22 protein-coding genes and 2 pseudogenes are annotated in these 23,905 nt (G+C 31.4%); 7 read left to right on the top strand and 17 right to left on the bottom strand.

What is annotated here, in order from left to right:
* Both ABD715_RS16295 and ABD715_RS16290 read right to left on the bottom strand, forming a co-directional pair.
* Entirely contained in the window at positions 1–369 is a 369-nt protein-coding gene (locus tag ABD715_RS16295; RefSeq protein ID WP_344789403.1) for a DUF2200 domain-containing protein, read from the bottom strand.
* A gap of 25 nt (positions 370–394) precedes the next feature.
* Positions 395–898 carry a hypothetical protein gene (locus ABD715_RS16290; RefSeq protein ID WP_344789402.1) on the bottom strand — a complete coding sequence of 168 codons (504 nt, stop codon included), beginning with the start codon at positions 896–898 and terminating at the stop codon, positions 395–397.
* Between the two features lie 127 nt (positions 899–1,025).
* On the opposite strand from ABD715_RS16290, the gene ABD715_RS16285 reads away from it, so the two are divergent.
* Entirely contained in the window at positions 1,026–1,418 is a 393-nt protein-coding gene (locus ABD715_RS16285) for a hypothetical protein (RefSeq protein ID WP_344789401.1), read from the top strand.
* 25 nt (positions 1,419–1,443) lie between these two features.
* Here ABD715_RS16285 and ABD715_RS16280 read toward each other — a convergent pair whose 3' ends face one another.
* The 4 genes from ABD715_RS16280 to ABD715_RS16265 form a co-directional block, all read right to left on the bottom strand.
* Positions 1,444–2,199 carry a GDSL-type esterase/lipase family protein gene (locus ABD715_RS16280; RefSeq protein WP_344789400.1) on the bottom strand — a complete coding sequence of 252 codons (756 nt, stop codon included), beginning with the start codon at positions 2,197–2,199 and terminating at the stop codon, positions 1,444–1,446.
* 42 nt (positions 2,200–2,241) lie between these two features.
* On the bottom strand, positions 2,242–3,237 hold the full coding sequence (lpxD, locus tag ABD715_RS16275) for a UDP-3-O-(3-hydroxymyristoyl)glucosamine N-acyltransferase (RefSeq protein ID WP_344789399.1): 996 nt from the start codon (positions 3,235–3,237) through the stop codon (positions 2,242–2,244).
* Positions 3,238–3,324: 87 nt separating this feature from the next.
* Positions 3,325–4,779 carry a pyridoxal phosphate-dependent decarboxylase family protein gene (locus tag ABD715_RS16270; RefSeq protein ID WP_344789398.1) on the bottom strand — a complete coding sequence of 485 codons (1,455 nt, stop codon included), beginning with the start codon at positions 4,777–4,779 and terminating at the stop codon, positions 3,325–3,327.
* A gap of 71 nt (positions 4,780–4,850) precedes the next feature.
* The gene (locus tag ABD715_RS16265) at positions 4,851–6,023 is read right to left on the bottom strand and encodes an LETM1-related biofilm-associated protein (RefSeq protein WP_344789397.1); all 1,173 of its coding nucleotides are present in this window, start codon (positions 6,021–6,023) and stop codon (positions 4,851–4,853) included.
* A 155-nt stretch (positions 6,024–6,178) separates the two neighbouring features.
* Between ABD715_RS16265 and ABD715_RS16260 the strand changes: the two are divergent.
* The 4 genes and pseudogenes from ABD715_RS16260 to ABD715_RS16245 all read left to right on the top strand — a co-directional run.
* Positions 6,179–6,451 (top strand): annotated as a pseudogene (locus ABD715_RS16260) (DUF4331 family protein); the annotation flags it as partial.
* A 33-nt stretch (positions 6,452–6,484) separates the two neighbouring features.
* Positions 6,485–7,411, top strand: a pseudogene (locus ABD715_RS16255) (DUF4331 family protein).
* Between the two features lie 80 nt (positions 7,412–7,491).
* Positions 7,492–8,781, top strand: a complete 1,290-nt coding sequence (locus ABD715_RS16250) for a tetratricopeptide repeat protein (protein ID WP_344789396.1) — start codon at positions 7,492–7,494, stop codon at positions 8,779–8,781.
* Positions 8,782–8,800: 19 nt separating this feature from the next.
* A complete protein-coding gene (locus ABD715_RS16245) occupies positions 8,801–11,035 on the top strand; it encodes a TonB-dependent receptor (protein ID WP_344789395.1) in 2,235 nt (744 codons plus the stop codon).
* Positions 11,036–11,261: 226 nt separating this feature from the next.
* Here ABD715_RS16245 and ABD715_RS16240 read toward each other — a convergent pair whose 3' ends face one another.
* From ABD715_RS16240 to ABD715_RS16230, 3 genes are read right to left on the bottom strand one after another with little or no spacing between them, the layout of a single operon-like run.
* On the bottom strand, positions 11,262–12,065 hold the full coding sequence (locus ABD715_RS16240) for an anti-sigma factor (RefSeq protein ID WP_344789394.1): 804 nt from the start codon (positions 12,063–12,065) through the stop codon (positions 11,262–11,264).
* A 1-nt stretch (position 12,066) separates the two neighbouring features.
* Positions 12,067–12,597: an RNA polymerase sigma factor gene (locus ABD715_RS16235; protein WP_344789393.1), complete on the bottom strand. Its 531-nt coding sequence runs from the start codon at positions 12,595–12,597 to the stop codon at positions 12,067–12,069.
* A gap of 45 nt (positions 12,598–12,642) precedes the next feature.
* Positions 12,643–13,269, bottom strand: a complete 627-nt coding sequence (locus ABD715_RS16230; RefSeq protein WP_344789392.1) for a hypothetical protein — start codon at positions 13,267–13,269, stop codon at positions 12,643–12,645.
* Between the two features lie 125 nt (positions 13,270–13,394).
* On the opposite strand from ABD715_RS16230, the gene hemN reads away from it, so the two are divergent.
* Positions 13,395–14,756 (top strand): oxygen-independent coproporphyrinogen III oxidase, encoded by a 1,362-nt coding sequence (gene hemN, locus ABD715_RS16225; RefSeq protein ID WP_344789391.1) that lies wholly within the window; start codon positions 13,395–13,397, stop codon positions 14,754–14,756.
* 31 nt (positions 14,757–14,787) lie between these two features.
* Positions 14,788–15,621, top strand: a complete 834-nt coding sequence (locus ABD715_RS16220; protein ID WP_344789390.1) for a universal stress protein — start codon at positions 14,788–14,790, stop codon at positions 15,619–15,621.
* Between the two features lie 459 nt (positions 15,622–16,080).
* On the opposite strand, the gene ABD715_RS16215 is transcribed toward ABD715_RS16220, so the two are convergent.
* From ABD715_RS16215 to ABD715_RS16180, 8 genes are all read right to left on the bottom strand, one after another.
* Entirely contained in the window at positions 16,081–16,500 is a 420-nt protein-coding gene (locus ABD715_RS16215; RefSeq protein WP_344789389.1) for a hypothetical protein, read from the bottom strand.
* A 95-nt stretch (positions 16,501–16,595) separates the two neighbouring features.
* Complete coding sequence (locus ABD715_RS16210) at positions 16,596–17,072, bottom strand: Hsp20/alpha crystallin family protein (RefSeq protein WP_344789388.1); 477 nt, start codon at positions 17,070–17,072, stop codon at positions 16,596–16,598.
* Positions 17,073–17,373: 301 nt separating this feature from the next.
* The gene (locus ABD715_RS16205; protein ID WP_344789387.1) at positions 17,374–18,777 is read right to left on the bottom strand and encodes a TolC family protein; all 1,404 of its coding nucleotides are present in this window, start codon (positions 18,775–18,777) and stop codon (positions 17,374–17,376) included.
* Position 18,778: 1 nt separating this feature from the next.
* A complete protein-coding gene (locus tag ABD715_RS16200; RefSeq protein WP_344789386.1) occupies positions 18,779–20,131 on the bottom strand; it encodes an HlyD family secretion protein in 1,353 nt (450 codons plus the stop codon).
* A 3-nt stretch (positions 20,132–20,134) separates the two neighbouring features.
* Positions 20,135–21,802 carry a peptidase domain-containing ABC transporter gene (locus ABD715_RS16195; protein WP_344789385.1) on the bottom strand — a complete coding sequence of 556 codons (1,668 nt, stop codon included), beginning with the start codon at positions 21,800–21,802 and terminating at the stop codon, positions 20,135–20,137.
* A 2-nt stretch (positions 21,803–21,804) separates the two neighbouring features.
* Positions 21,805–22,476, bottom strand: coding sequence for a TetR/AcrR family transcriptional regulator (locus tag ABD715_RS16190; RefSeq protein ID WP_344789384.1), 672 nt, complete (start codon positions 22,474–22,476; stop codon positions 21,805–21,807).
* A 109-nt stretch (positions 22,477–22,585) separates the two neighbouring features.
* Positions 22,586–23,287: a sulfite exporter TauE/SafE family protein gene (locus ABD715_RS16185; RefSeq protein WP_344789383.1), complete on the bottom strand. Its 702-nt coding sequence runs from the start codon at positions 23,285–23,287 to the stop codon at positions 22,586–22,588.
* A gap of 1 nt (position 23,288) precedes the next feature.
* On the bottom strand, positions 23,289–23,735 hold the full coding sequence (locus ABD715_RS16180) for a FixH family protein (RefSeq protein ID WP_344789382.1): 447 nt from the start codon (positions 23,733–23,735) through the stop codon (positions 23,289–23,291).
* Positions 23,736–23,905 lie beyond the last annotated feature (170 nt).

Here is a 23,905-nt window from a genome sequence, read left to right as displayed (position 1 = left end):
TTACTTGTCTTCTCGTAATATTTTATTCATTTTACGCCCTTTGGCTAGCTCGTCTACCAGTTTGTCTAAGTACCTTGTTTGTTTTGTTAATTCAAATTCAATATCTTCAATACGATACCCGCATATAACCCCTTTTATAAGGTGAGAATTTGGGTGTAATTTAGCTTGCTTAAAGAATTCCGAAAATGTAGCTTTTTCGTCTATTAGCTCGTTTATTTTATCAACATTAAACCCGGTTAGCCATTCTATAACTTGATGTAACTCTTCAATAGTTCTTCCTTTTTTTTCTACTTTACTTACATAGTGAGGGTAAACCGATGAAAATGTCATTTTAGCAATCCTATCGTTTTGTGCAGTTGTAACCTTCATGTGTTTTTTAATTTGGTGTTTTCTATTACTCAGCATGAAAAATAAGCTTTTTATTTTTCATTTTAATTCTGGTTAGCGTTTGTTCGTAAAGCGAACTACCAAAAATATCTTTTTTTAGCGTTGGCTTTTTTATATTTAAAACAATGGTTTTTGCTTTAATTTTTAACTTGCCTTTGCGTTTAGGTACCAGAAAACCAGCTTTGTGTATAATGTATTTAATTTTATTTTTTACGTATTCATCTGTTTCTAGTTTAGTAGGTGTGTAATGGAATTTACTAAACGTATCTGTATTTAAAATTTGATAATTATCAATAGCTAGTAAAGTAGAAACTCCTATGGTGTACTTAATACCAACACTATCTGTTTGTTTTATGGTAAGTTGTTTTATGTTTTCATTCGTTTTTAAATTGTATAAATTAATTTTAAACGTCATGTTATCAATTAAAGCATCTATATTTATTTCGTTTTGAGTGAAACAAAAATTGATGTTTAGAATACAAATAAATAATATAAAACGGGCTTTTTTCATATTCGAAAATTAAGCAATTAAATTTAGTAAATAAAAGTGAATAGTGGTTTTATAACTCGTATAACTAAGGATTGATTTATTAGTATTACTTTTGATACTTAAATATACTACTAGTAATAATAAGTTTATGTCGTATCAAGATGAGTTTATCCTTTTTTGGAAACAAGTTGAAGAAAGTGTTGAAGAAAAACGTTTTGCTAAATTAACGATGGCAAAAACAATAGGTAAGCCTAATTTGAAAAACATTTTTGTAAGACCTATTTATTCTGATGAAGCTTTTAGGGTTTTAGTTAAATTGCATTACCAATCTAGAGATACAGAAGACCAGGAAAATGAGTTTTCTTTAAATGAAGCTTTTATGTACTTAAAACCTTATTTAAAAACATCTTTTTTATCTGTATTATTATTTACAACCACAAAAGACGTGACATTTAAGGTAAATAAAAAAGGAGCTGGTAGTATTACAGAGCATCCACCAACGTTTAGTAACATAGTTTTTGCTTCTAGTACCAAGAAATAGAGGGCATGGTTTACTATTCTAAATTTTAGTTTGCGATATAGTCTTTTACAAAATGGCTCCATACTTTATACCCATTGGCATTTAAGTGTAGCCTATCTTTAAAAAGTTCTTTTTTGGTAGTGTTATTAGCATCCATAAATGCAGAATGTAAATCTATAACTTCGTAAACGTTTTTGTTTTCATTATTTTTAATAATGCTGTTTACGGTTGTTATATGTGGCATAAGCAAACTGTCTACAGCAGGTAAAAGTGTTTGCACATATAGTTTAGTTTCTGGTATAGCTTTATGTAGTTTGTTTGTAATTTTTAAAATATTGTGACCAACATATTTTGGGTTTGGACTTTGTTTAAGGGTTAGTTTGTCATTTAAATCATTAATACCAATAAGTAGAAATACAGCTTTGGGTTTGTAGTGTTCAATTTCGCTAAGACGTTGTAAAACACCATTGGTGTTATCGCCAGATATGCCTCTGTTTTTTATGTGTGCATTGTTTAGCTTTTTACTCCAATCTCCTCCGCCTTCGGTAAGGCTGTTACCTATAAACACAATATCTCCAAAGTTAAGAGGAGATTCTTTAAACTTTTTTATTCGTTTTGGGTAATGTTTAACAGCCCAATCGTTATGATCTTTTATTTTTAATTGTTCTGAAGGATAAAGGTTTTTCACTTTCTTGGCAGAAGTCTTTAATTTTGTATTACAGCCATAAAGCGACATAAATAATATAAGAATATATTTATAATGCACTTTATAAAAAACATGAAGTAATAATTGCTTTTGCATGTTTATTTTTAATTTTAAAGACTAGATTTAGTATTTAAAGATTTACTGACTTTTCATAAATCGACGAACAGCAACCCATTGTTTAAGCATATCTCTAGCATCTTGAGCAGGATAGCCAAGAACTGTTTTTCCTGCAGCCACATCTCCAACAACACCAGATCCTGCGCCAACAGTAACACCAGAATGTAGTGTAGTATGGTCTTTAATAGATGCGCTACCTCCAATAACAACGCCATCTCCAAGGGTTACAGAACCAGCAAGACCACTATGCCCAGCCATAATACAAGAACGTCCCATAACACTGTTATGTGCCACTTGTACGAGGTTATCTATTTTACAGCCATCGCCTATTATAGTAGAGCTAAATTTAGCACGATCTACACAAGAATTGGCTCCAATTTCTACATAATGACCAATAATTACGTTTCCTATTTGTGGTATTTTTACAAGCCCGCGACCATCATCACTAGGTCTATACCCAAATCCGTCTGCTCCAATACTAACATTGGTATGAAAAATACAATGGTTTCCTATAATACAACGTTCTCTAATTACGGTTCCAGACCAAATTACGGTATTATCGCCAATAGTTGTCTCGTCAAAAACACAAACGTTTGGGTATAAAACAACACCGTTTCCTAATTGTACATCTTTGCCAATATAGCAATTAGCCCCAATTTTACAGCCATTACCAATAGTTGCAGATTCGTGAACTACCGCAGTAGGATGTATATCGGCTTCGAAAACTGGTGCAGGCGGATTAAAAAGTTCTAGTATTTTTGCCATGGCCAAATCGGCATTTTTTACCTTTATTAACGCACGGTTTTCTCCTGGTTCTAAATTTAAGTTATCGTTAATAATAGCAGCACAAGCTTTAGAGTCTGCCCATTGTTTAACATATTTTCTACTTCCTATAAAAGTAATTTGATGCTCTTTAGCTTTTAATAGTTGTTCTGGTCCATCAATTTGTTGGCTAGTGTGTCCTATTAATTCACCATTAAGTATATTATTTATGTCTTCTATAGAATATGATTTCATGTATGTTTATGTTGGATAGTTAATATTGTTGTAAATCTAACTGAAAAAAAGCAAAATTTATATTATTTCAAATATAAAGTGAATGACTTATTTACTAATTGCTTTGCCAATACTTAAAATGTGGGTTATTAAGTCATCAAAATCTGCATTAGTAACACGGTGGCTAGAAATTGCACAGCGTATACAATATATGTTGTTTAAAGTGGTGTAGCCAGGAAGTGCTATGGCACGTTCTTCTATTTGTAGTTTAATTTCTTTATTTATTGCATTTAATTCGTTTAATGTATTATTACCATTATTGTATCTAAAACAAACAATATCCATACCCACAGGTGCCAAGAGTTCTAAATCTGGATGTATTTCTATAAGGTTGGCTAGATAATAGGCTTGATCTACGTTTTTGGTTATCATTCTACCAAATTTTTCGCTACCGTGTTCTTTTAACGACATCCAAACTTTTAGGGCTCTAAAACGTCTAGATAATTGCAAGCCATACTCGCTAAACCAATTGTCGCCAGAGGCTAAGCCTCGTGTATTTTTTTCTAAATATTCTGGAATTAAAGAAAAGGTGTTTTTATGCTCGTAACTATCTTTTATTAGCACACAGCCAGCTTCAAAAGGCATATGTAGCCATTTGTGCAAATCTAAAGCTACAGAATTAGCTCTTTGAATACCATTTAGTTGCGGTTTTACTTTGTTTGATAACATGGCAATAGCACCAATAGCACCATCTACATGAAACCATAAGTTTTCTTTTTCGCAAATATCTGCAATAGCATTTAGGTTGTCTATGGCACCCGTGTTTACTGTGCCAGAAGTACCAATAACACAAATGGGTTGCAATCCGTTGGCTTTATCTAAAGCAATTTGCTGTTTTAAGGCATTAATATTTATGGTATAATCATTATTAACCTTAATTTTTTTTAAGCCTTTTGTGCCTAAACCTAACAACTCTACAGCCTTGGTATTGCAGCTATGTACTTCTGTCGAGCCATAAAATACTAGGTTGTTTTCTTTTAAACCCTCGGCTCTAATATCGTAACCAGCTTTTACGTTTCTTGCTACAGTTAAGCCAGAGTAATTTGCCATAGAGCCACCGCTTACAAGTAATCCGCTAGCGGTTTCAGGAAAACCTATAATTTCTTTAATCCAATTAATAACTTGTTCTTCTACTTTATGCGCAGCATGGTTGCCTCCGCCTAAATTAGGGTTTAAAATAGAGGCCCAGAAATCTCCCATAACACCAGATATGGTTCCGTTTCCCATATACCAAGCCCAAAAACGAGGATGAATATTTCCCATAGGGTAGGGTAATACATTATCTTGTAATTCTTGGTAAACAGAAGCGCTGCTACTAGGTGTTTTTGGTAATTTAGTTTTAAAGGTTTCTAAAACCTCGTTAGGCATATTTTGCCAAATTTTACGATCTCTAACGTTTTTTACATAGTCAAAAGCATCATCTACCATTTTGTGCATTAATGCTTTAGAGGCTTCCCAATCTTCAGGGTCTAAGTTTTCGTTATTTTCTAACAGGTTTTTCATGTGTAATCTTCAAATTATATCAAGAAAATTACATAAAATAACCTTTAAATAGATTTTTTTTAAGAGTTTATTTACTCCTCAACTCTGTTGTCATCAAAAGCAGATGGTAATAGTTTTGGAATAAATTTTATTACCAGTGGTAGTAATATTGCTCCGCCAGGCAATAAAAAGATGGCTAGACTTGGTATAGATTTAAAAATGTCGAGTAGTTGTTCTTGTACTTTTTTTGCTTCGGCTTCGGTTAAGTCTCTAACGGTAGATTGCGAAATAAGAATCATTAGTTCCTTGCTGTCTTTTAACTCTTGATACAAACGTTTACTATTTCTCGAAATTAGTTTATTTACCATTTTACTAGAATTATTGTAAAAACTTTTTACAATATTTTTAGAGCTTAAAAGGGCTATGTTGTCTTTGTTTGTTGAGTAAAAATAATTAACAACCTCAATAGATTCTTTTACACGTGTAGCATGTAGGTTTAAATCTTTGCCAAGCATATTTAAAAATAAAGCTTCGTTGTTGTCTATAACACGATCGCTCCAAGTGCTCATACAGGCAATATCGAGAATATAAAATTTTTCTAGACTAGTTTCTAATTGATTTATAGCGGTTTTATAATCTATATTAGCATTATTTTGAAAACGTAAAGACGACTCAAAAAGTTTAATTAATCCGTCGTCATATTTATTTTTAACCGTTTTAGAGTTTAAAACATTAAGTGTAATGCACTCTAAAGAAGCTTCTAGATTTTTTATGTAATCTTTCGATATGTCTTTATGAGTTAAATAATGCTTGTAAGCTAGTACATCGACAAATAAAAGTGCATTAATTATAAAATAATTAAAGTTTTTGGTAATAAGGTTAGCATCAATTTGAATGCGTTTATGTATAATTCTTTCTAACTGTTCTTCAGATTTTTTACCAATAAAAAGATCGTTAAAAAAAGATTTTTTTATTTCGTTTATAGCAGTGTAAAAGTTAATAACACTATCTGTAAAATCATCTTTACAGTTTGAGTTTTTATGCGTATAAAGAAAGGAAATAAGTAAGTTTACTTTGCATATTTCTTCTTCTGTAAGATCTTCTTTGTCAATAATATGCGATATAATATTAATGTTGCTACCATATATAAAACCACTAGACCGTGCTGCATTGTAAAACACATCGTCTTTAAAATTAAAAAAAGCATCTTTGCCTTTTACTTCTTTAAGTAGTTTTTTTATCCAACCGTTAGCTGACGGATTCATTTTTTAGCAAATTATAATTAGAGTAAAGATAAATTTTATCTCCAATATTTAGCACTTTTTTCGCTTTAACATAATTTTAACAAAACCGCTCCTAAAAAAACTTCGTAGGTATGCGTGAAGTCAATAATTAACAATTTAACAAAATTTTCAAAATTATGAAGAATTTAAAACAAGTTTTAGGAATAGGAATAGTAGCGGTAGCTGGATTCTTATTAGTAGCGGCAGATCATATTGATGCGCCAGCAGTAAAAGGAGGTAGTAGTGATATTACAGATTTTTATGCCTTTCAAGGTGAAGACGAAGACAATTTAGTATTTGTAGCTAATGTACAAGGTTTATTAAGCCCAAGTGCAACTAGTGCAGCTATGTTTGACGAAAACGTATTGGTAGAATTTAATATTGATACCAATGATGATAAGGTTGAAGATCTTGTTATTCAAGCAATACCAAGAGATGGTAAAATGTACTTTTTTGGGCCAGTGGCACCATCGCAAACAGGTTTAGCAAGTACTATTGCTACAACCGCTACTGCTGGTGGTTGGGTAGATATTACACCTTACGGATCTAATGCTATTACATCTTCTTTAAACGGAATGACATTTTTTGCAGGACCAAGAGACGATCCTTTCTTTATGGACTTTGCTAGATATAGCGAAATAATAGCAGGTGATGCCCCTAGCTTTAACGATCCAGGAGCAGATACATTTGCAGGAAGTAATGTTATGTCTATCGTAGTCGAAGTTCCAAAATCTATGATTGGTGGTTCTGGTGTCATTAATACTTGGGTAGAATCTAAAAGAAAATAATAAATAACCATTAAGATATAAATTATGAAAACTATAAAAATATTAACATTCGCTTTATCTATTTCTGTTTTAGCATTTAACTGTTCTAACGACGACGATAACAATGTAGTTATGCCAACCGGACCAGATTTTTCTGGAACATATATGCAAGAAGATCAAATGGGTAGACCAGCAGTAAATACTGTTTTTGTTTCTGCAGATAGTAAAGATGCGTTTAACACTACAATTCCATCAGAGCAAAATGCAGCATTTCAAAGCATGTTCGAAACCAATTTAACAGGTTTAAGTCCTGCTTATGCAAACGAAGGAGATCAAAATGCATTAATGCTAGATGCTCCAACATTTACAGGGCTTTTAGCTACAGATGTTTTAAATGTTTCTTTAGACGGAACTACAACTTTTTATGACGGGACTAACGTTTTAACAGGTCGTGCTTTAGCAGACGATGTTATTACAGTAGAATTATTATTAATTTTTGGAGGAGAAGATTTCTCTGAAAACCCAACACTGTCTGACGATAACGTAGATGCAAATGATAAACCCTTTTTGACCTCATTTCCATATTTAGCTTCACCTTGGTAGAAGCTCTCAAATCAGAGCATACTACCTAATATGCTCTGATTTTTTTTTATTACCTAACAAAAATTAAAAAAACTATTATTATGAATCCTAACAAAATATTAATAATGGTCTTGTTTGTATGTGCTTTAAGCTGTAAAAACAACAACCAACAAATTACAAATCAATTAGATTATAACACATATTTACAAACAGATAAAGATGAGGTGCTGCAACTTGCTTTGGCAGATTATGCTTTCTGGGAAAAAAAGCTAGAAAAAGACCCAAATCAATTTCCATACTTGGTTAAAGCAGCAGCAGCTCAATCTTTATTATTTAACAAAACTGGTAATATAGAGTCGCTTATAAAAGCAGAAAAACATTTAATAGATGCTAATAAAGCTACCAACTATAAAAAATCTGGTTATTTAAGAGCTCTGGCTAGAAATTATATTTCTCAGCATAAATTTAAATCCTCTTTAGAGTTGCTAAAAAAAGCAGAGGCTATTGGCGAAAACTTAGAGTCTACTCAAAAAATGCTATTCGATGTGTATTTAGAGTTAGGTAATTATAAAATGGCTAAACAAAATTTAAATACGTTTGAAGATTTTAACGATTTCGATTATTTAATAAGATTGTCTAAATGGTTAGATCATAAAGGTAATTTAGATGGCGCTATAAAGTATTTAGATAAAGCAATGGCTATTGCCGAGTCATCAAATTTACCAGGCACAAAGCAGTGGACGTACACAAATCTTGCAGATTATTACGGGCATGCAGGCTTAATAGAGATGTCTTATAATTTTTATTTAAAAGCCTTAGAAATAGATCCAAACGATGCTTATGCTAAAAAGGGTATTGCATGGATAGTGTATTCTTACGAAAAAAATCCAGACGAAGCTTTACGTATTTTAAACGCAGTAACTCAAGGTTATAATGCACCAGATTATCACCTTTTAAAATCTGAAATTGCAGAATTTAAAAACGATGAAAATTTAAAATTAACAGAATTAGAATTGTACCAAAAAGACGTGAGTAATCCGTTATACGGAGACATGTACAATAAGTACAATGCGTTATTATTAGCAGAAAATCAAAAAAAATCTGCCAAGGCATTGGCTATTGCAAACCAAGAAATAGCAAACAGACCGACACCGCAATCTTACGATTTATTAGCATGGACCTATTATAACCATGGCGATGTTAAAGACGCTTTAGCAGTTATGGAAAAATATGTTGTTGGAAAAACTTTTGAACCAGAAACATTATTTCATTTAGCAAAAGTTTACAAAGCAAATGGTAAATTTAATGATGCTAAAAATTTGAAAAAAGAGTTATTAGAAAGTACTTTTGAGCTTGGACCTTTAATGGCTGAGAAAATTAAAAATATATAAAAACATAAAGTACTAAATAATGAGAAATTTAAAACATATATTATTTTTATTAGTGACACTTAAATTTAGTTTTGGGTATGCACAGCAAATAAAAGGAACAATATATAACAAGCTTAATCAACCATTAGAAGGCGCTTATATTTATAATTTAAATACCAAAAGTCATGCGCACTCTACAGAGAATGGTGTTTTTATTTTAAATGATAATCATGTGGGAGATTCTATAAAAGTAGGTCTTTTAGGATTTAAAAATACCGTGTTTGTTCTAAACTTAGATAGTTTTAATACCAAGCAAAAGATAGCTTTAGCAGAAAAAACATTTCAGTTAAACGAGTTAGTTATAACAGAAGAGTTAAACCCTATAAGTACAATTTCTAGGTTAGATATAAAAACAAATCCGGTAAATTCGTCTCAAGAAATATTACGAAAAGTACCAGGATTAATTATTGGTCAACATGCAGGAGGAGGTAAGGCAGAGCAAATATTTTTAAGAGGGTTTGATATAGATCATGGTACAGATATTTCTCTATCGGTTGATGGCATGCCAATAAATATGGTATCTCATGCTCATGGGCAAGGCTATAGCGATTTACACTTTGTAATACCAGAAACTATTAATAAAATAGATTTTGGAAAAGGAGCATATTATGCAGATCAGGGCGATTTTGCTACAGCTGGATATGTCGATTTTTCTACTAAAGATTATTTAAAAGAAAGTAGTATTTCTTTTACTGCGGGACAATTTAACACACTACGTACTTTAGGAATGTTTAATTTGTTAGAAAACACTAAAAACCAAAACGCATACATAGCAACAGAATATATTGCAACAGATGGACCATACGATTCGCCTCAAAATTTTAACCGTCTTAATTTATTTGGAAAATACGTGTCTTTTTCGCCTAACAATGATAAGTTATCGTTAAGCCTGTCTCATTTTACAAGTCGTTGGGATGCTTCTGGACAAATTCCGCAACGCGAGGTAGATAATGGTAATATTTCACGTTTTGGTGCTATTGATGATACCGAAGGCGGTACCACATCTCGAACCAACTTTAATGTAGAGTTTAGTAAGTATATTTCAGATCAAGCTACTATAAAAACGAATGCCTTTTATTCGCAATACAATTTCGAATTATACTCAAATTTCACCTTCTTTTTAGAAGATGAAGACAATGGAGATCAAATAAAACAAAAGGAAAATCGCCAAATTTTAGGGTTTAATTCAGAAATAAGAAACGATCTCCATATTGGAGAAGCAGAATTGGTATTAACTTCTGGTGTAAGCTTAAGGCACGATATAGTTAAAGATATAGAGCTTTCTAAAACATTAAATAGAACAACTACTCTAGAAAATGTGCAACTAGGAGATTTAAATCAAACCAATATGAGTGCTTATACAAATGCAGAATTTGAGTTTGGCAAGTTTAAAATAGCTCCAGCTTTACGTATAGATTATTTTAAGTTTTTATATAATGATAGGCTTCAAACAAATTATACAACTCAGGCAGAAACTAAAACTATTTTAAGCCCTAAACTTAATTTTTATTACAATGCTAAATCAAATTTACAGTTGTATTTAAAATCTGGAATAGGTTTTCATTCAAACGATACAAGAGTTGTAGTTAGCAACTTAGGAAAAGATATTTTACCTAGGTCTTACGGTTTAGATATAGGTAATATATGGAAACCTACACCTAAATTAGTAGTTAATTCTGCATTATGGTATTTGTTTTTAGAACAAGAATTTGTTTACGTAGGCGATGCTGGTATTGTAGAACCTAGCGGAAAAACAGAGCGTTATGGTGTAGATTTAGGATTTAGATATCAATTAAACGATTGGTTGTTTTTGGATACCGATGCCACCTTAACACATGCAAGAAGTATTGAAGATGCAGAAGGACAAAATTACATACCCTTAGCACCAGATTTTACAATGGCAGGTGGCTTGTCTGTTAATAATTTAAATAATTTTTCTGGCGGATTGCGTTATAGGTATATAGATGATAGACCAGCAAACCAAGATAATAGTATTGAAGCTAAAGGTTATTTTGTGTCAGATTTTAATATTAATTATAGCTTTAGCAATGTAACCGTTGGTTTTGCAATCGAGAATTTATTTGATGTAGATTGGAATGAAACTCAATTTGCAACAGAATCTAGACTTAAAAACGAAGCGCAACCTGTAGAAGAAATTCATTTTACACCTGGCACACCATTTTTTATAAAAGGAACTATTTCTTATAGATTTTAATATATAAATATTTTTAATTAATTGAGGGATTAATAAAACACTAGTATTTTAAGGGAAGATTAGTTTTTTTAATTGATTTTGTTAGGTTGAAACACTTGATTGTAGAAATGCAATTGGGTGTTTTTTTTTGCATAATAGTTTAGTAACATAAACTCATAAAAAAAGGTTTAATTATATGTCTATAATTAAACCTTTTTTTTAAAATTATGGTAATGCTATGTTTAAATTATGTCGAGCTTACTACTCCTAAAGTATATAGTTGCTCCATAGTTGGAGAAGCGCTACCACCAGTAGGTTCAAGCGTTATACCAAAAGCTTCACTATCGTTAGCATTTTTAATTTCGAAAATTTTATTAGCATCTGCTTTAAAATCGTCAATAGTACCCAAACTAGTTGGTGCTAATGGGTTTAGTTTTAAAGACCACATTTGGTAAACTTTACCTTCAGGTGGTTCTGGTAAACCTGCGGCATCTAAAAAGATACGATCAGATTCTTTATCCCAATACACTTTAGCATAAGTATTAGCAAAATTGCCTTGACCCGCTAGTTGTACTTTAGTAATATTATCGTCGCGTAAAACAGATATTAAGGTATTTGCCTCTTTTAAGCTGTTTTTAGAGCTTTCTATTTGAAATTCTAAAAGCGATTCTTGAGTTTTAGATATTTTTATGTCAGACTCTAATTGCTTGTTTTGATTTACTGTCCAAAATAATCCTGCAGCCAATAAAATTGATGCAGCCCATCCAGAATAAGTAATCCAGTTGTATTTAGGCTTGGTTATAGATACCACTTTGGTGGTGTTACTATTAAAACCTAAAGCGTCTTTTATGCTTTGTAAAATCTTGTTATTATCTTCTCGAGATGTCGAAGCTGTAAGTTTAATAATGGCAGCTTCTATTTCTAAAACTTCTTGTAATATTTCAGGATGTTGTTGCATAAGGTTGTAAACCTCCTGATTTTCTTGATCAGAAAGTGAACCGGCTACGTATAGCTCTAAAATTCCAGATTCTATGTATGCTTTTATATCCATTTTAATTTAAAACCATATTTCTTAATTCCTTAATACAATTTCTGTTTCTAGTTTTAATTGTACCAATAGGCATTTCTAGGGTGTCAGAAGCTTCACTTTGCGTGTAGCCTTTAAAATAAAGAAGCTCTATAACATCTTTACATTTTTGCCCAAGTTTAGTTACAAAGTTTTTAATACCTATGGCATCAGTTTTGTCATCTAAACTATCACTGGTTTCTATTATATCTACGAAAAAATCAGAGTTAAGGTTTTGTTTTGTTTTCTTAAAGTTTTTAGAACGTGTTTTATCTATGGCAGCATTTCTTGCAATGTTTAAAATCCATGTAAAAAAACGTCCTTTTTTGCTCGAGTAAGTATCGGATTTATGCCATGCTTTTATAAAAACATCTTGCATAACTTCGTCTGCTATGCTATAGTCTCTAACAATATTATAAATAGTTCCATGCATGCTATCTCTATACATATTGTATAGGGTTTCAAAAGCCTTTTCGTCTTTTTGCTGAAACTTTATTATAGTTTGTTCTAGTGTCATATATTGGTTATGCCCTTGTGGTTAATAGAGATGTTTTTTATGTAATTAGTTTTCGCGTAAAAAAGTACTCACTTCTATGGCAACATCTTCCCAAGTTTTGCTAACACCGTCTGCGCCTTTATGTAAGTCGAAACATACTTTATTAAGCGATGCTAAGGCATCTAAAGCATTCCAATCTTTTAAATTCATAACACCGGTTAAAGTAACACGTCTTTCGTCTGTTATTTTAATGTCTAAAGGTAAGTTACTTGTAACACCATTCATAGTTATAGATGCAATGTAAGAACCGTTAATAAATTTTATTTTACCAGTTAAAAACTCGGTATCTAGCATAGCGCCAAAAAACGAATTTTTAATTTTAGCATCACGTGTGTTAGTGGCGTCGTTTGTAAACACACTACTTACAGGAATAGAGAAACTTAAATTATTTAAAGCTTCTTGTGGTGTAGCTCCAGACTTTTCATCAAAATTTAAAGTTGTAAACTCTCCGCCAACACCTTTCTTTTCCGTCGTTTTATAAGCTGTCCATTTTACCGATGTTCCTTCTGGTTTAACCACATATTTTTTTGTTGCAGCAGTTTCAGTAGTTTCCGTTTTTGTTTCTTTTTTCTCGTTTTTACAAGATGCAAAACTCAAAGTTAAGGCTAATAATAGTAGGCTTATTTTTTTCATATTAATTGAATTTTTTATTTATCCGAAAGTTAAGGCATATTAATCTAATAGCAAACTATAGTTATGATATATATCATATTTTTTAATGAAAGTGTACACTAATTTTGACGTATTAAATGTTAGGTATGCATAAATTAGTTAATAAGTATAATGTGGCTGGGCCACGTTATACCAGTTACCCTACGGTTCCGTATTGGGATAACAACACGTTTTCGTTAATAAAATGGAAATCGTCTTTGGTTAAATCTTTTAAAGAGAGTAATGCAAAAGAAGGCATTAGTCTATACATTCATTTACCTTTTTGCGAGAGCTTATGTACGTTTTGTGGTTGTAATAAGCGAATTACAAAACAGCATAGTGTAGAAGCTCCTTATTTAAATGCGGTTTTAAAAGAATGGCGTTTGTATTTAGATGTGTTTGACGAAAAACCAATGATTAAAGAGTTACATTTGGGTGGTGGTACGCCTACTTTTTTTAGTCCAGAAAATTTACAGTTTTTAATTAAAGAAATTTTAAAGTCTGCTATATTAGCAAACGATTATGAGTTTTCTTTTGAAGGACACCCCAATAATACAACCCGCGAACATTTACAAGCGCTTTATAATGTTGGTTTTAGGCGTGTAAGTTATGGTGTTCAAGATTATAATGAAACCGTACAAAAAGCAATACACAGAATTCAGCCTTTTAAAAACGTAAAAAGAGCAACAGAATTGGCTAGAGAAATTGGTTATACATCTGTAGGGCACGATATTATTTTTGGTTTACCATTTCAAACCCTAGAACACGTAAAGCAAACCATATTAAAAACAAAAGAGTTACAGCCAGATCGTTTAGCTTTTTACAGTTATGCACATGTGCCATGGATTAAAGGTAATGGGCAACGCGGATTTAATGATAACGATTTGCCCTCTCCAGAATTAAAAAGAGCGCAATACGAATTAGGAAAAGATATGCTTACAAAAGTAGGCTACCTTGAAATAGGCATGGATCATTTTGCTTTACCAACAGATACTTTATATCAATCTTTAATAGAGTCTAAATTGCATCGCAATTTTATGGGCTACACAGCATCTAAAACACAAGCTATGGTTGGCTTGGGAGTATCTTCAATTAGCGATAGTTGGTATGGGTTTTCTCAAAATGTAAAAGGAATAGAGAGTTATTATAATTTAGTAAATAATAATATTTTACCCGTTTACCGCGGGCATATTTTAAACAATGAAGATTTAATTATTAGAAAGCACATACTTAACCTAATGTGTCGTTTTAAAACCAGTTGGGCAGACGTTTCTTTGTATTTTAAAGAATTACCAGAGGCACTTATGCAATTAAAAGAAATGGAAACAGATGGTTTGCTTAAAATAAATAAAAATACTCTAGAGGTAACCAAGAAAGGGCAACCTTTTGTTAGAAACGTCTGTATGGCTTTTGATGTTTTACTACAAAGAAAAGCCCCTAATACACAGTTGTTTTCTATGACTGTTTAATTGATTTTTTTAAATTTAAAATGTAATTGTTATGAAAAAAATAATTGTACCTATCGATTTTTCTAAATACTCAGAATATGCTTTAAAAACAGCTGCAGAATTGGCAAAAAATAACAAAGCAGAAATTTTGGTACTGCATATGTTAGAAATGTCCGAAACTATTTTATCTGTTTCTGGCGGAGAGCAAAATACCAAAGCCATGTTCTTTATTAAGCTTATAGAAGAGAAGTTAGAAAAATTTATAAATAAAGACTATTTAAAAGGTGTTAAGGTATCTGGGGTAATTAAGCATTTTAAAGTGTTTAGCGAGGTAAACGATATTGCCAAACAACATAATGCAGATTTAATTATTATGGGCTCTCATGGTGCTAGTGGTTTAAAAGAATACTTTGTAGGCTCTAATACAGAGCGCGTTGTGCGTTATTCAGACATACCGGTTTTGGTTGTAAAAAATAATTTAAGCACGGTTAATTTTAGTGTTGTCGCTTTTGCCTGCGATTTTTCTGAAGACGCAATAAAGCCTTATCTAAATGCGGTAAAAATGTTTGGAAAAACAAGAACCAAAATGTATATGGTATACGTAAATTTACCTAATAGTAATTTTAAAAGCTCTGTAGAAATAGAGAGACGTGTTGTTAACTTTTTTACAAAAGCAGAAGGCAATTTAAATAAAATGGAAGATGTGCACTATGTGGCAGACTACACGCCAGAAGATGGCATTTTAAATTTTGCTAATAAAATAGGAGCAGATATTATTGCTATACCAACACATGGCAAAAAAGGCTTAGCTCATTTATTCGAGGGTAGTGTAGGAGAGGATGTAGCAAATCATTCCTCATTACCAGTTATTACATTTAAGATTTAAATAGTAATTAATTTTTAATAGAAAAAGCGTTAAATATATCAGGTTTAACGCTTTTTTTGCGAAATTATTAACCCCAAAAAAAGATTAAAATCAATTATTAGTATAAAAATTTGGGCGTTACCCGAAAAGGGTCGGGCTATTCGTTATATCTTTTTAAAACGTTATTGTAAAGTATAAACCATGTAGCAACCAACGAATAGAAATTTAAGCCTAAAAACTAAGTTTTATTAAGGTTTTAAAAAGGATGCCACTACTATCCCTAACGCAGGTAAGTTAGCTAAGGTTAGCTATAAACAATAAATAGTAGGCATATTTGTTAGTGCTAGTTTTTAACAAATACCGTTTAGAGTAAACACAATAAAAATTTGTTAGACATTACCGCTAGGTTTTGATTTAAAAAAAAGGCATAAACTAATTAGTTAACGCCTTTTTGTTTGATTAATTTCGATTGGTATAACTCTATCTTTTTTTATGCCCACTAATTATTTCTTGCCTTAAATTATCAAGATTTGTATAATTTTTAAAAAAAGTGTCGTAAAAAAAATGCTTTGTAAAAAGCGAGTCTTGAGCAAATATAGAATCAAATCGTTGATTGTCCAACAATGAGAAATTTGATAAAAACCTAGAGTTAAAATCTTGAATTATACTATCTCTATCTAAAGCAGAAAAATCATCAATTTTATTAATAGACGTATAAGAATAAATACTGTCGTATTTTATTAAATTACCATTTTCATCAAAAGCCTTATCAACCTTCCAAGATCCTTTAGGTTTGTTAACTAAGTTTTTATCAGCATCTTTTTTTTCTGTTTTATTGTTTTGCCCATTGCAACTAACACCTAGCCAAGCAACCATAAATAATAAGATATACTTTTTCATTAGTTCAAGTTTTAAGTTAAACCTATTATTAAAAGGGATGCCGAAAAAAAATCAGCATCCCATTAATTATACTACTTTAAAATTTAGAAGAATTACTAAGTAATTTCAATACTTCTTGCAGGCTTTTGTTTGGCTTCATCTTTTTTTGGTAAAAGAATACTTAAAATCCCTTCAAGATAGGTCGCATTAATTTTTTCATCATTTACACTTTCGGGTAAATTAAAAGTTCTTTTAAAAGACGAGTAACCAAACTCTCTGCGTGTGTAGTTTTCTCCCTTTTGTTCGTTTTCTTCCTTAGTTTGGGTCGAGATAGATAAAACTTGATTGTCGAGATTAATTTGAAAGTCTGATTTTTTTAAACCAGGAACTGCCATTTCTACAATAAAAGCATCGGCTGTCTCTTTAATGTTTACTTTGGGTAAAGTAATGCCTGTGTTAAAATTAGAATTAAATACCGATGGTAAATCTCTGTTAAAAATGTCATCTAACAAATTGGACAGAGTGGGGAAGTTTGCATTTGAATTTGTGTTTGCTAAACTTCCGTTTTTAGGAACACTAACTAAATTGCTCATAATTACAAAATTTTAAATTAAACATTATTTCAAACTTGAAATCTTATTCGATTTCGTTTAATATTAAAGCAAATTAAATGCCAAAATATAATAGACTTAATTTTCTGAAATTTTGACACCTGAATACATTATTAGCCTATTTTAATTAAAATAACTGTCATTTTTGCATTTACTAAATAGGTGGGTTTTTCAAAAAAATAAGGCCTACTTATTTAGCAAAGAAGTAAAGGTTTAATTTAAAAAGTTTATAATTTTTTTTTAGATTAATATTAAGATAATAGAGTAAATAACAGTATAAAAATTAATTAAGCTCTACCTTCGATAGAGCCAAAACATTAAACAGATTCGCCTTGGTCTTAAAAAAGCTATTTTCTAAATTTATAGCTTTAAGTTTAGCATCGATTAATTTAGATTCTCTAGTGTTTACATAAAAAAAAGAGCTTTCGCCTAAAAAGAATTTACGTTCTTCGGCTTTTAATAATTTAGAATAATCGTCTACAATAGTACTTGTATATAAATTTTGTAGTGTGTACGATTCTAATTCTTGATTAATAGCACTTATTTTATTTTTTAAACTTACGCGTGTATTTTGAATATCGAATTCTGTGTCTTGTAACTTTATTTTAGCCAGTTTTAAATCGCCACGTTCTTTTCTTAAAAACAAAGGGAAACTAACATTTACCCCACTTTTATAAGCCGATGTACTAAAGGATCTGGCAACTTCTGGTGTTTTCGATAAAAAGTTATACTGTAAGTCTATTTGTGGTAATAAATTATTCCGTTTTAAGCGTTTTTCAATCGTTAAGTTTTTAAATTTATAGTCTAATGATTGTAGCTTAGGATGACTATCAATATCAAAATTCTCAATATCTAAATTAGAGGTGTTTAGCGTTACATCAATAGTTTCAAAAGTATTAACATCTGGAATAATACCTGGTTTAATTTCTATTGGCGTATTATTATTTAGCCATAAATAGTTGGATAACTCCAAAGTAGATTTAATAAACTTAATTCTAGATTTTTCTAAATTAAGTTTTCTGTTATTTAGGGCTATTCTTGCTTCTAAAGTATCAATGGCAGGTTTGTCTCCAACCTCAAAACTCTTTTTAATACCATTAAAACGTATTTTTGCATTATCCAAAAAATCTTGGTAAACCCTTTTTTCGTTATAAGTTTTTAACCAATTAAAATAACTTACAGTAGCTTTGTATAAAATGTTATTTACTAGTAATTGGCGGTCTGCTTTGGCCTGTTTAACATATAGGCGCGATTGCCTTAACATGGCCATACGCTTATTGGTTAGTAAGCCTCTAGCAACCGGAACAGATACACCTGCACTGTATAATCCGTCGGTTGGTACATAAGATTCCGGATTTAAAAACTCGCCTGTATTTTCCTCAAAATTTCCTTTTAATTCTATTCCAAACCAAGTGGGTATTTTAAAAGAGGCATTAAGTTTATCGTAGTATTCGGTGTTTTTAAACTTTTTCCTGTCGTAATCTACTTCTAATTTAGGATCAAAAGCACCACGTGCTTTCATGAGTTTTGCTTCACTTTCATTAATAACTAAATTAGCTTGTTTTACTATAGGATGAAAAGATTTTACATAACCTAAATACTCAGAAAGAGATATGGTTGAGGTGCTGTCTTGTGCCGAGGCAAAACCACCAACAAGTATAAGAATATAAAATAACTGCTTTCTCATTTTATTTCTTTTTAGAGGTTGTTTTTGCATTTTCTGGTTGGTAGTAATTTGGTGGAAAACTGTTTACTTGTCTCCACAACTCAAACCAAATAGCAACATCTTCTAATAATGCTATGGTTTTTGCTCCAGATCCCACACGAATAGCTTCTGGCCATGGGTTATCTGTTTCGTCTGGTGCCAACAATACTCTGTATTTTCCGTTATCACTAATAAAGCGCTCAATAGCTACAACCTTTGCACCATAAGTACCGTAAGATACATTGGGCCAACCGCTAAAAACAATGGCTGGCCAACCATCAAATTGTACACGAACTTTTTCGTCAATATGTAATAAAGGTAAATCGATGGGTCTTACATAGGTTTCTACTGCTAAATCTATTTGTGCAGGCATAATACCAACCAACTCTTCTCCTTCTTTAAAAGTAACGCCAATACCGCCTTTTAAAACTTTATTTATAAAACCGTCTTGAGGAGCAGTTACATATAATAAGTTGTTACGTTTTTTATAATTTGTTGATGCGTTTTCTAATTTAGAAACCTGAGCTTCGGTATCAAACCCACTAGATTGTGCAGTAAACATATCGCTTTCTGCTTTTGATATTTTATCGGCATACGAGGCATTGGTTCTAGATAACTCCAAGCGAGCATTAATAACTTCATTTTTACTTGCCAAAAATTTATTTTCTTGAGAGATAAATTTAGCTTGAGATTCTTGAAGTTTTAATCGTTTTTCCTCAACATCTTTAACTGCTTTTAAACCTTCTTGTTGCAAGGTTTTTATTCGGTTAAATTGAGTTTCTGCAATTTTTAAATTGGTTTTAGATGCTGCCAAATCAATACTATCACTTTTAACCTTTAATTTAGATTGTAACAACTTGTTTTGAGTTTGCTCTAACTTTAATTTTTGCTCATTTCTTAAAGCAGAAATTTGCCTGTTTAAAGCGCTAACTTTGCCATGGTAAGCAGTAACCGATTGGGTTTTAGATTTTATTTGATCGTTGGTACGCTCCACCAATTTATCATCAAAATAATCACTTTTAACTTCAGATATTCTTAAAATAGTATCTCCTGCTTTAACTTTATCTCCTTCTTGTACATACCAAGTTTCAATACGACCAGGTATTTGCGATTGTATATGTTGCGGGCGTTGGTTTGGTTTTAGTGTAGTTACTTTACCTTGCGCAGTTATATTTTGTGTCCAGGGCAAGAAAAGCACTATTATTAATATAATGGCTGCAACAAGTAAAAATCTGTTAAAGTATTTATAATACTTAATATCCATAATTTTTTTACCAGATTTATAAGCAGCTAAATCTATGTTTCTGTTTAGTTGATTGTTTGATATATTCAGCATAACTTAAACGGTTTTAGATTTAATATTTCCTTTTTCTAACGTAATTATTTCGTTACACTTATCCATCCATACCGAACTAAAACTAACTACAATAAGTGCCCAAGGCCTATCTTTATGCGATAAATAGTCTACAATAGCTTGGGTTTCTGTTCTATTAAACCTATCAAGAGCATCTTCAAGAATAAGAACTTTAGGTTTTTTTAAAATAGCACGAGCTAAAACTATTTTTTTAGATAATGAATAAGACATTTGTTTTCCTCCAGGATAAAGTATGGTGTTTAAGCCTTCTGGTTGTTCTCTTAGGTAGGGTTTTAATCCAACGATTTCCAATATTTCGTAAATTTTTTCATCAGATATATCCGGATTCGAAAAGGTTAAATTCTCTCGAATAGAAGCTTCAAACGGACTCTCATCTGATAGAGATAAACCCAATTGCGAACGGTAAAAATTTAAATGCAGACTACTAATAGACATGTCGTTTACATAAATATGTCCTCCGGTAGGTTCAATTACTCCAGCAATTAATCTTAGTAAGGTCGATTTTCCCGAGCCACTTTCACCTTTAATCAATATTCTACTTTGGGCATTTATTTTAAGCGAAATGTCTTTTAAAATATGTTTGTCTCTATTATTAACCTCGAAAGCCACATGTTCTAATTCAATTTGTAGCCCTTTGTTAAATTGTGGTCTTTCTCCCGTTTGACTTTCTAGATCTTTATCTACAATTTGTCCAATTTTTTCTAAAGAGGTTAAAGTGTCATAAAAAGCTTCAAGGCCTAAAATTAATTTTTCAACTGAAGCAATAACTAGTAAAATAATAATTTCGGCAGCAACAAACTGCCCAATATTCATTTCTTGATTTAGCACTAAGGCGCCACCAATTAATAGTAAACTAGCGGTTACAATAAGTTTAAAACTTATCATTTGTATGTATTGTAACATTAAAATTTTAAAATGACTTTCTCTAGCTTTAAGGTAGTTGTTAACCAAATCGTCATTTTTATTAATACCTAAACTTGTACTTCCAGATAGTTTAAAGCTAATTAAAGATCTAGCTATTTCTTGAATCCAATGTACCACTTGGTATTTCTTTTTAGATTCGTTTAAGCTGGTAATTAGTCCTTTGCGTGCTGTAAACTTAAAAACAACAAAAATTAATCCCAAAAGTAAAAGGCCAAATATGATAAAAAATGGATGATAAAACGATAACAATATAAGGGCAAACAAAATTTGTAAAATTGCTGTAGGTACATCAATTAATATTTTAGATAAACTTTTTTGAATGGTTAAAGTATCAAAAAAACGATTGGCTAATTCTGGCGGATAGAAGTTATGTAACTCCGACATTTTTATTTTTGGAAATCGATAAGAGAACTCAAACGAAGCTCGTGTAAAAATACGTTGTTGTATAGTCTCAATAATACGCAATTGCATAAGCTGCAATGCTCCAGAAAAAGCAACGCCTATAGTTACTATAATAACTAAAATAACCCACGAAGTAGATATTTGTGCACCTTGAATTAAGTTAATAATGGCTTGAATACCCAGTGGTAATGAAAGTGCCACAATTCCAGCAAAAATAGCATAATAGAAAATTTGTAAAATATCTCTTTTTTCTAATTGAAGCAATCCTAATAAACGCTGCCAAGGTGTTTTTTGTTTGTTTTCCATAGTTAGACGCTAAGGGTGTTAAGTACTAAGTTTTTTATAAAAATGGTTGGGGAAAGCCCATCGTTACAATCTGTAATAGATGCAAAATGGTCTTTTAAAAAATGCTGATGTAAACTGCCTTCTAAAATAGTACTAGCTAAACTAGAAGGGTATTTGTAATTTGGGTTTACAGTTTTTATCATGTCTCGTAAGCGGTGTACAATGCGTTTGTAAATAATAAAATAGCCCTCTTTGTTTTCTTGATCTACTTCTTTTGTTAAAAAAGATTTAGAGTTTTCATTCACTATAATTTTGTTTAAAATAACCTCGTTAATATGGGAGAATTTAGAATCCTCTTTCACGGTTCTGGTAACTATTTCAATAGCTTTTTCAATTTTATCTAAAGACTGTAAATTGTGCGTTTCAAAAACGAGTTGATATTCAATCCATGCCCAATACCACGACGATAAGTAAAGTAAAAGTTTGTGTTTACTTTCAAAATACCTATAAATAGAACTCTCATTAGAGCCAATAGCTTTTCCTAATTTTTTAAAGTTGAAGCTATCAAAACCAATATCGTTTATAACTATAATGCTATGTTGTATAATGCGTTTACCTAAATCTGAAGATTGTGGGTCTTTTACATATATTTTTTCAGGCACCGAAATTTTTAAGTTAGAGAATAATGAGTCCATCGTTGGTTATTTTATACGCAAATATAATAGTGTTACTATTAAATAAAGATATAAGACTATTAATTTAACTAATTAATAACATATTAATATTTAAAAGAAACGAAACTTACTAGTGGCAATCCAAAGTGTTAGTCACCAAATCGTAAACCGGAGTAGGAGAGATGTAGGGTATACCAAGGCCTAAACCTCGAAGAATAAACAAAACACCAATAACCACTACAAAAACCGGAATAGCATTCTGGATACGCTGTCTTGCCTTACCTTTTAAAAAATGACTAAAATAAATGGCAGTAGTCATTAAAGGTATAGTACCCAAGCCAAAAACAGCCATGTATAAACTACCGCTAGCAGCGTTTCCGCTAGCAATAGCAGCAAATAATGCCATATATACTAAACCACATGGTAAAAAGCCATTTAAAAAACCAATGGTTAAAAACGTATCCATGGTTTTCTTTTTAAGAGCAGTACCTAGTGCCCATTTTACTTTAGAAATAGCCTTATAAACCGGTTTAGAAAAATTGTATTTATTAAATGTTTTTTGCGGAATAACAACAACCAAAATCATTAAAACACCAATAATTATAGATAATTGTTGTTGGTAACCAAAAATAAACAGACTCTTGCCTATTAAACCAAACACTAATCCAATAAGGCTATAGGCTAAAAGTCTGCCTAAATGATAAATGGTAATTTGCGATATTTTTTTAGCAGCATTATTTCGGTCTACAGGCAGCATAAAAGCAATGGGTCCGCACATGCCCACGCAGTGAAAACTCCCCAATAAACCAAGTATAAATGCAGATGCTAACATGCTAATAATTTATAGATTCTTTAAACAGATAAGATTTTCCATGATATTCCCAATCTATTTTTATGTTCCAACGACCATCTACCAAACGATTGTCAGGTATGAGCAAATTAGAATTAGACAATGATATAGCAGTTTCAAAGTCTAGTTGTTTGTTAGATGGTCTATATAGGAACATGTTTCCTGTTATTTGCTTGTAATCAAAACGTTCTGGGAAGGTTATCAATAAGCCCGCATCTGTTCTTTCGTAACGCACATTCGTGGTTAATGTTTTTGTGTTTTCTAGCTTATTAATATCGTTTTGGTATTGTAACTCATCGGCATAATAATCCTCGCTAACCAAATCATGATCGTATTTATTACCCGAATTCATAGTAATAATAAAGTACATAATAAACGAAATAAAGCCTATAAACGCTAGTACAATTCCAGTTCCCCAATTAAATTTCATATTGATATTTTTTTTTCATTTCCGCAAAAGTGGAAATCTCATTATTATACTTTTTATGGCATTACCCTATCGGGTCGGGCTTTCTGCTATATCTTTTTTGCTTTTCATGGCAAAAAAGGATGCCGCTTCAATCCCTAATGCACCATCCGCCAAAGTCATTTTCTAACTCA

Origin of the sequence: Postechiella marina (assembly GCF_039538365.1) — a bacterium.
Taxonomy (GTDB): Bacteria; Bacteroidota; Bacteroidia; order Flavobacteriales; family Flavobacteriaceae; genus Postechiella; species Postechiella marina.
This window is presented reverse-complemented; position numbering and strand designations above follow the sequence as displayed.